The organism is Komarekiella delphini-convector SJRDD-AB1 (assembly GCF_014831675.1).
In the GTDB taxonomy this organism is placed as follows: domain Bacteria; phylum Cyanobacteriota; class Cyanobacteriia; order Cyanobacteriales; family Nostocaceae; genus Komarekiella.
On the sequence record NZ_VJXY01000001.1, the window covers coordinates 46,287 to 55,223 of the forward strand.

Annotated in this window: 6 protein-coding genes; 4 read left to right on the forward strand and 2 right to left on the reverse strand. The window is 44.2% G+C overall.

Translation table 11 applies throughout. The features are described 5' to 3' along the window. Window positions 1-99 precede the first annotated feature (99 nt). Window positions 100-1,113 (reverse strand): 3-oxoacyl-[acyl-carrier-protein] synthase III C-terminal domain-containing protein, encoded by a 1,014-nt coding sequence (locus tag FNW02_RS00205; RefSeq protein ID WP_191755596.1) that lies wholly within the window; start codon window positions 1,111-1,113, stop codon window positions 100-102. An 81-nt stretch (window positions 1,114-1,194) separates the two neighbouring features. Between FNW02_RS00205 and FNW02_RS00210 the strand changes: the two genes are divergently transcribed. After that, a complete protein-coding gene (locus tag FNW02_RS00210; protein ID WP_191755597.1) occupies window positions 1,195-1,356 on the forward strand; it encodes a hypothetical protein in 162 nt (53 codons plus the stop codon). A gap of 287 nt (window positions 1,357-1,643) precedes the next feature. Further along, complete coding sequence (gene bioB / locus FNW02_RS00215; RefSeq protein WP_431356784.1) at window positions 1,644-2,654, forward strand: biotin synthase BioB; 1,011 nt, start codon at window positions 1,644-1,646, stop codon at window positions 2,652-2,654. 121 nt (window positions 2,655-2,775) lie between these two features. On the opposite strand, the gene FNW02_RS00220 is transcribed toward bioB, so the two are convergent. Further along, window positions 2,776-4,434 carry a hypothetical protein gene (locus FNW02_RS00220; RefSeq protein WP_191755598.1) on the reverse strand — a complete coding sequence of 553 codons (1,659 nt, stop codon included), beginning with the start codon at window positions 4,432-4,434 and terminating at the stop codon, window positions 2,776-2,778. A 482-nt stretch (window positions 4,435-4,916) separates the two neighbouring features. Here FNW02_RS00220 and psaA point away from each other — a divergent pair, with 482 nt between their 5' ends. Together psaA and psaB are read left to right on the forward strand one after the other, a co-directional pair. Then, a complete protein-coding gene (gene psaA / locus FNW02_RS00225) occupies window positions 4,917-7,175 on the forward strand; it encodes a photosystem I core protein PsaA (protein WP_191755599.1) in 2,259 nt (752 codons plus the stop codon). Window positions 7,176-7,355: 180 nt separating this feature from the next. Further along, window positions 7,356-8,937, forward strand: a 1,582-nt coding sequence (gene psaB / locus FNW02_RS00230; RefSeq protein ID WP_191755600.1) for a photosystem I core protein PsaB, incomplete at its 3' end; no start/stop codon positions are given.

Below are 8,937 nucleotides of genomic sequence, written 5' to 3' on the forward strand. Positions count from 1 at the left end.
GTTTGTAGTCAGCAATTTATCGCTCTTTTTAAGGGTTTTTAAAGAGCGATAAATCTCTCATTATAAGCGTAGTCTATTCTAATAAAACCCACTTTGTTTCTAGTACTTCAAAGTTAACGCTGCCCAAGAAAACCCAGCAGCACTACTAGCTAAAACTACAACATCTCCAGGCTTAATTATTTTTAATTCCATAGTTTTTGCCAAACCAAATAAAGTGTCTACAGCACCCAAATGACCATATTCACTCAAAGAAATAAAAGTCTGTTCAAATTTTAAATTCAGAGATTTTAAAATTCGTTTTGATAAACTTTTTTTAACTTGATTCGTTAATAAAAAATTTATATTATTTATACAATAGCCACTTTTTTCTAATGACTTATGAATAACCTTAGCATAATTTTCTAAATATATTTCTGATAAGATATTTTCCAACTCTTTAGGATCTTTTACTTTTAAATAACTCAGTTCAGGATTAATTTCTGTAATATTAATCGGAAACCTAGTTCCTGCTAGTGGTACTTTGATACAATCAGCCAATTTCCCATCTGTCATCGCATGATAAGAAAGGATTTCGTTACTCAATTCTCCTTTCTTTAAAATGGCTGCGGCTGCACCGTCAGCCATGATAAATGTTGATAAGTTATCTATATTAGAATAGTCAAGCAGCATAGACAATTTATCACTACAAACAACTAAAGCGTATGATAAATCGGTATCTGCCAGTAACATATTTCGACATACATGTATTCCTAAATTGCCGCTATTGCAAAAATTTCTAACTTCAAAAGCGAAAGCATTTTTTGCACCAATTGCATCTTGGATTTTGGCAGCAGGCGACCAAAACCTGTAATCATAATCTCCAGCAGCACAATAAACAATAATATCAATTTCGCTGGCTGTTATTTCTGCCTTATTTATAGCTTCTATTGCTGCTTTAATTCCCATATCACTGGGATGCTCGTCTTTACCTGCAATCGGCTTCTGTTTCATCCCAATTTTTTCAGTGAAAACAAACTCTGGTAAATTGGCTAGTTTTGCCATCTCCTCACTGGTTAGAATCTCTGAAGGAATGTAATAACCAATGGACGTGATACCAACAGTTTGTTTGATCATGCAAAATACTCCAATAATCGCAAGCCATATCAATGACTATACGGCTCAATTTTCAAAATTTATGCTGATTCGGTAGTAGAGATGTTGCATTGCAACGTCTCTACAGAGGTTATCGGTCGTGCAAATTATCTTATTCTAAGCGTATTAGGATATGGGCAAACTGGAAAAGTATGGCGACTAGATGATTATCCCCCAGAACTGACTGTTGATAGTTTTGCTAGAGCGATCGCTTATGTCATTTGAACAGTGCAAAATTAAAAAATTAAGCATAGATATTCTGTCAAAAACGTTACTTTCTCAATTAACTTAAAACTTGGTAGCATTTAGGATTTATGCTGTGAATCTGCCATATAATCAAAATCTTGATAAGCTGATTTTTAATAACTAGAGCGCAAGGATTCAGAGCCGATGGGTAATAAAGCAGAGTCCACGGCATAACTTTGATCAGATTGCTTTGCCTAAACACTGTATCTTAGAAGATTCAACCAAAAGACAGTTCTTGAAAAATCCCATCTACAACAAGGATAGTGATGCCGATGGTAATACGCTACGATTGGCAAGAATCAGAGATTCGGGCGATATATAATACGCCATTGCTAGAGCTTATTTATCAGGCTGCTAGCGTACATCGCCAATATCATGACCCAACAAAAATACAAGTCTGTAAACTAATCTCGATTAAAACAGGAGGTTGTCCAGAAGATTGTAGCTACTGCGCCCAATCTTCACGCTACAAAACAGAGGTAAAGGCGCAAGCACTCCTAGAAAAAGAAACGGTAGTTAACATCGCTCACAAAGCTAAAGAAACGGGTGTTAGTCGCATCTGCATGGGTGCTGCTTGGCGAGAAGTGCGGGACAACTCACAATTTGAGGAAGTCCTGGAAATGGTCAAGGATGTTACCGCAATGGGTTTAGAAGTATGCTGTACCTTGGGTATGCTAACGGCAAATCAGGCTAAGCGATTGGAAGAAGCGGGACTGTACGCCTATAACCATAATTTGGATACCTCCCAGGAATATTACAGCACGATTATTACCACAAGGACTTATAGCGATCGCCTAAACACAATTGAAAATGTCCGTCAGACAAATGTTACTGTATGTTCTGGCGGTATCCTTGGCTTAGGCGAAAGCGTTGATGACCGTGTAGGTATGTTACATACTTTGGCAAACCTGCATCCGCATCCAGAGTCAGTGCCAATTAACATTCTCTCTCAAGTACCAGGTACACCCTTAGAAAATCAGCCTGATGTCCCCATTTGGGATATTGTACGGATGATTGCCACAGCACGTATTTTAATGCCTGCTTCTGATATACGTCTGAGCGCTGGTAGGGCTAGACTTTCGCAAGTTGAACAAGCTTTCTGTTTTATGGCAGGAGCTAATTCTATCTTTTCCAGCGACGACAACAAAATGTTAACAGTAACAACTCCCTGCCCAGATTATGATACTGACCGAGAAATGTTGAATTTACTTGGTTTGGGAATGCGTGCTCCTTCCCAGAGATTAGAGAACGTGGCAAGTCCAGTTGTTGTTGGATGAATATCTTAATTGTGATATTAGCAAGATGTTATTAGTATCAAGTTAAAACATCAGGCTAAGTGTCAACATAGTTAGCAGCAGTGCATCAGCGAAACTGACGCACTGCTTTCAGTTTTTCAAGTTACGGCGTTAATACAGGTGTAGGTGTTACCTTTGGCTGTGGTTCTGGTGTAGGAGACTCAATAACCTCTGGCAATGTCGGCGGCATAGGAGATGGTACAACTACTGGTGCTTGTTGAGTTGGCATCTTAGCCCGACGGTTAAGAAATCCGCCAAATCTACTAGATTTTGCTGGCTCAGGTATCACTTTTTCAGGTAACGGAGTTGATTCAGGTGTAGGCGTTACCTCTGGCTGCGGTTCTGGTGATGGCGTAATTTCTGGTGTAGGAGACTCGATAACCTCTGGCAATGTCGATGGCATAGGAGATGGTACAACTACTGGTGCTTGTTGAGTTGGCATCTTAGCCCGACGGTTAAAAAATCCGCCAAATCTACTAGATTTTGCTGGCTCAGGTGTTACTTTTTCAGGTAACGGAGTTGATTCAGGTGTAGGCGTTACCTCTGGCTGTGGTTCTGGTGATGGCGTAATTTCTGGTGTAGGAGACTCGATAACCTCTGGCAATGTCGGCGGCATAGGAGACGGTGTGGCCGTTGGAAGTTGCAATTCTGGTTGTTCTAGCTGTTTTGGCTTGATTGGCTCTGTTTTAGGTTTTTCTGGAACTTCAGTTTCAGGAATTGGCTGTTTTTCTACTTTGGGTTGGATTTGGGGTATTTTTTCAATGGCAGGTGTAGGTTTAGTAGCTGGTATCTTGACAGTATAATTTGGGTCTACAATCCTACGCACCTCATCTGCTGTGAGTTCGCCTCTCACAATTCTTGATAAAGTATCTTTACCCTTTGGCTGGTAGGTAGTCAGTCTGACTGTAGTATTGAAGGCATTTTTAACAGCATTTCCCTGGTTATCGATAAATTCCAGTTTTACCCAGTTTTGACCAGGCTTAAAGCCTTTGAGATAAACTGCTTGCCAGCGGTCAAAAATGAAGCTTTCGCCATTTATTGTGCAGCGAATACGCCAATCACTAAATTCGTCGTTGGCGTTTTCTTTAGCAACGAGGTGCAGGGGGGCGTTAGTTAGGTAAAAGTCAAGTAAAATTGGTTCTGCTCCGTAGTTGCCTTGAGGACGGCTATAAGTTAGCAAAGGCAGGTCAGGAGAGGGATTGTTGTCGTCAGTTTTAGTAAAAATATGAAATGTTGCCTGAGCATAAGCGCCTTCGTTTTTAAAGCTTTCATGCCAAGGACGAGAAGCAAAGACGCGCAGGGTATGCGTACCTGGGGATAAGTCTGGCAAAACCAATGGCTGATTTAGGTTGTAAACAGGTATATAAGGTTGGTTATCAAGAATTACGTGTAGATGTGGCCCCAGTTCCCATTGTGGGTCTTTAAATATTGGTAAATCTTTAACTTGAAAACTAGCTGTAACTTTGTTGTCTTGGAAGACTTCATCAGGTTTTGGAGTGATTATTGTTACCTGTGGCTCATAAACTTCCAAAGTTGAGCGCAGTTCTTGAATCACAGATGGTGGTGAAACTTCCGAAAATTGCTTGGAAATCTGAGAAATCTGGGGAGAGTTTTCTCCAGAGCCAATAGCTACTACCTGGCTACCGGCTTTATCGCCACAACTGGTTAAGCCCACAACCAGCATCAAAGTTGTTACCCACCTGAGAACCGGGAACCTCCTAGGAAGGAGCTTCTCTAACACCGTCTTCTGCCACGAGTTCATACCTTGCACCCAGTGTATAGTCTTCAACAACTGACAGATTATTTTTGCTCAAACTGTCCCTAGGGAACCATAGCCCAAAAGGAATGCAGGGGACAAGAGGTAGGAGATAGGAGGTAGGAGACAGGAGATAGGGGACAGGAGATAGGGGACAGGAGATAGGAGTTATAAAAATTCCCCTACTCCCTCATTCCCTTAAACCATAAGTTTTACGAATTGTTATTCTTTGTAAATTAAATGAAGAACCTATTGACTTTTTGCCCATTAGTTTGAAGTTGAAAGGTAGATAAGACAGTTATTCTAGGGATTTTGAATTATTGTTAAATTATCTCTAACAATGTACAAGTTAAGACTTTATAATTCAACGAGAAACAACTCTCCACATAGGGTCTTCATTGCGGCTTCAGCAAATTTCTGGAGTATGCGGTAATGGTTAACTTTGTGGTATTCATGATTCCTCATTCCTTATCAAGAGAGGAGGTCGAATGACAATTAGTCCTCCGGAGCGAGAGGAAAAGAAGGCAAGAGTCATCGTCGATAACGATCCGGTTCCCACTTCATTTGAGAAGTGGTCACAACCAGGACACTTTGACAGATCCTTAGCCAGAGGTCCCAAAACCACCACATGGATTTGGAACCTGCACGCACTCGCCCATGATTTTGATACACATACAAGCGATTTAGAAGACATATCCCGCAAGATATTTTCAGCACACTTCGGTCACTTAGCCGTAGTGACGATTTGGCTGAGCGGGATGATTTTCCACGGCGCGAAGTTTTCTAACTACGAAGCTTGGCTAAGCGATCCTCTGAACGTTAAACCCAGTGCCCAAGTAGTTTGGCCCATTGTGGGACAAGACATTTTAAATGGTGATGTTGGCGGTGGTTTCCACGGTATTCAAATCACCTCCGGTTTGTTCCAGGTATGGCGTGGCTGGGGTATTACAAACTCCTTCCAGCTTTACTGCACTGCAATTGGCGGCTTGGTATTAGCAGGCTTGTTCCTGTTTGCCGGCTGGTTCCACTACCACAAGCGCGCTCCTAAACTGGAATGGTTCCAGAATGTGGAGTCGATGCTGAATCACCACTTACAAGTGTTGCTGGGTTGTGGTTCTTTGGGATGGGCTGGTCACATAATCCACGTGTCCGCACCGACCAACAAGCTTTTGGATGCAGGCGTTGCTCTCAAAGACATACCCCTGCCCCACGAGTTCATCTTGAACAAAGACTTGTTGACCGAGCTGTATCCTAGCTTTGCTGCTGGTTTAGCACCTTTCTTCACCTTGAACTGGGGTCAGTATGCTGACTTCCTCACCTTCAAGGGCGGTCTAAACCCGGTAACAGGCGGCTTGTGGATGACAGACATTGCTCATCACCACTTAGCGATCGCAGTACTGTTCATCATCGCTGGTCATCAATACCGTACCAACTGGGGTATTGGTCACAGCATTAAAGAGATCCTGGAAAACCATAAAGGCCCCTTCACTGGTGAAGGTCACAAGGGTCTCTACGAAAACATGACCTCATCCTGGCACGCTCAGTTGGCAACCAACCTAGCGTTCTTGGGTTCACTGACTATCATCATCGCGCATCACATGTACGCGATGCCTCCATATCCATATTTGGCAACTGATTACGCTACGCAGTTGTGCATATTCACTCACCACATGTGGATCGGTGGCTTCTTGATTGTCGGTGGAGCAGCTCACGCTGCCATCTTCATGGTGCGAGATTACGATCCAGTTGTTAATCAAAACAACGTGCTGGATCGCGTGATTCGTCACCGAGATGCGATTATTTCTCACCTGAACTGGGTGTGTATTTTCCTCGGCTTCCATAGCTTTGGACTGTACATCCACAACGATACAATGCGTGCCTTGGGTCGTCCTCAAGACATGTTCTCTGACACAGCAATTCAGTTGCAACCAGTTTTTGCCCAGTGGGTACAAAATATACACACATTGGCTCCTGGTGGCACTGCTCCCAACGCACTAGAACCAGTTAGCTATGCCTTTGGCGGCGGTATCTTGGCTGTTGGCGGTAAAGTAGCGATGATGCCCATTGCTTTGGGTACGGCGGATTTCTTAATTCACCACATTCACGCCTTCACCATTCACGTCACTGTCCTCATTCTGCTCAAAGGTGTGCTGTTTGCCCGTAGTTCTCGTCTGATTCCAGACAAGGCAAACCTGGGCTTCCGCTTCCCTTGTGACGGCCCTGGTCGTGGCGGTACATGTCAAGTGTCTGGTTGGGATCATGTGTTCCTCGGACTTTTCTGGATGTACAACTCCCTATCGATTGTGATTTTCCACTTTAGTTGGAAGATGCAATCAGATGTCTGGGGAACGGTAGATGCAGCCGGTAATGTGACTCACATCACTGGTGGTAACTTTGCCCAAAGTGCCATCACCATCAACGGCTGGTTGCGTGACTTCTTGTGGGCACAAGCTTCACAAGTCATCAATTCCTATGGCAGTGCGCTATCTGCCTATGGACTAATGTTCTTAGGTGCTCACTTTGTATGGGCATTCAGCTTGATGTTCTTATTCAGTGGTCGCGGCTACTGGCAAGAACTGATTGAGTCCATTGTTTGGGCACATAACAAACTGAAAGTAGCACCAGCAATTCAGCCCCGTGCTTTGAGCATCATTCAAGGTCGGGCTGTAGGAGTGGCTCACTACTTATTAGGAGGAATTGCCACCACTTGGGCATTCTTCCACGCGCACATCCTTTCAGTAGGGTAGAAATCAGCTGCATTGAGTGCTGAGTACTGAGGAGCCAGCCGCTTGAGCGGGTCTCCGACTTGAGCGGACTGGCGTTGCTGAGTGCTGAGAGATTAGTCAAAACTCGGAACTCAGGACTCAAAACTCAGGACTCTAGACGTTGATACGTGATGGCTAAAGGTCAGAGGATTTATTAAACCTATGGCAACAAAATTTCCGAAATTTAGCCAGGATCTCGCGCAGGATCCGACGACGCGTCGGATATGGTATGCGATCGCCACAGGCAATGACTTTGAAACCCATGATGGCATGACAGAGGAAAATCTTTACCAAAAGATTTTCGCAACTCACTTCGGTCATTTGGCAATCATCTTTCTGTGGGCATCCAGCCTCCTGTTCCACGTAGCCTGGCAAGGTAACTTTGAACAGTGGATTAAAGATCCCCTTCACATCCGCCCAATAGCTCACGCAATTTGGGATCCCCACTTTGGTAAACCAGCAGTTGAAGCTTTTACCCAAGCTGGTGCTAGCAATCCCGTAAACATTACCTATTCTGGTATCTACCACTGGTGGTACACCATTGGAATGCGGACAAATACTGAACTGTACACAGGCTCAGTGTTCCTGCTATTGTTTGCGGCTGTATTCTTGTTTGCTGGTTGGCTGCACTTACAACCCAAGTACCGTCCTAGTCTGGCATGGTTTAAGAGCGCTGAACATCGCCTAAACCACCACTTGGCAGGTCTGTTTGGTGTTAGCTCCTTGGCTTGGGCTGGTCACTTGATTCACGTTGCCATCCCCGAAGCTCGCGGACAGCACGTAGGTTGGGATAACTTCTTAAATACCCCACCCCACCCAGCAGGTTTGACACCTTTCTTTACAGGTAACTGGGGTGTTTACGCTCAAAATCCTGATACTGCTAACCATGTGTTCAGCACATCAGAAGGTGCGGGGACTGCGATTTTGACTTTCTTGGGTGGCTTCCATCCCCAGACAGAATCATTGTGGTTGACCGATATGGCTCACCACCATTTAGCGATCGCAGTCATCTTCATTGTCGCCGGTCACATGTACCGGACTAACTTCGGAATTGGTCACAGCATCAAAGAAATGCTGAACTCCAAATCTGGTTTAGTTCCCGGTAGCAAGAGTGAAGGTCAGTTCAACCTACCTCACCAAGGGCTGTACGACACCTATAACAACTCGCTGCACTTCCAGTTGGGTATTCACCTAGCTGCTCTAGGAACCATTACCTCTTTGGTGGCGCAGCACATGTACGCCATGCCTCCTTACGCATTTATTGGTAAGGACTACACAACCCAAGCAGCGCTGTACACACACCACCAATACATTGCTGGTTTCCTAATTCTTGGAGCCTTTGCTCACGGAGCAATATTCTGGGTACGTGATTACGACCCAGAACAAAACAAAGGCAACGTCCTTGAGCGTGTATTGAAGCATAAAGAAGCGATTATTTCCCACCTAAGTTGGGTATCTCTTTTCTTAGGCTTCCACACCCTCAGCTTGTACGTCCACAATGATGTAGTAGTTGCTTTCGGTACACCTGAAAAGCAAATCTTGATTGAACCTGTATTTGCTCAGTTCGTTCAAGCTGCCCACGGGAAAGTACTCTACGGCTTAGACACCTTACTGTCTAACCCAGATAGCATTGCCCATACAGCATGGCCCAACTACGGCAACGTCTGGCTACCAGGCTGGTTAGATGCCATTAACTCTGGTACTAACTCTCTGTTCTTGACAATTGGCCCTGGCGACTTCTTGG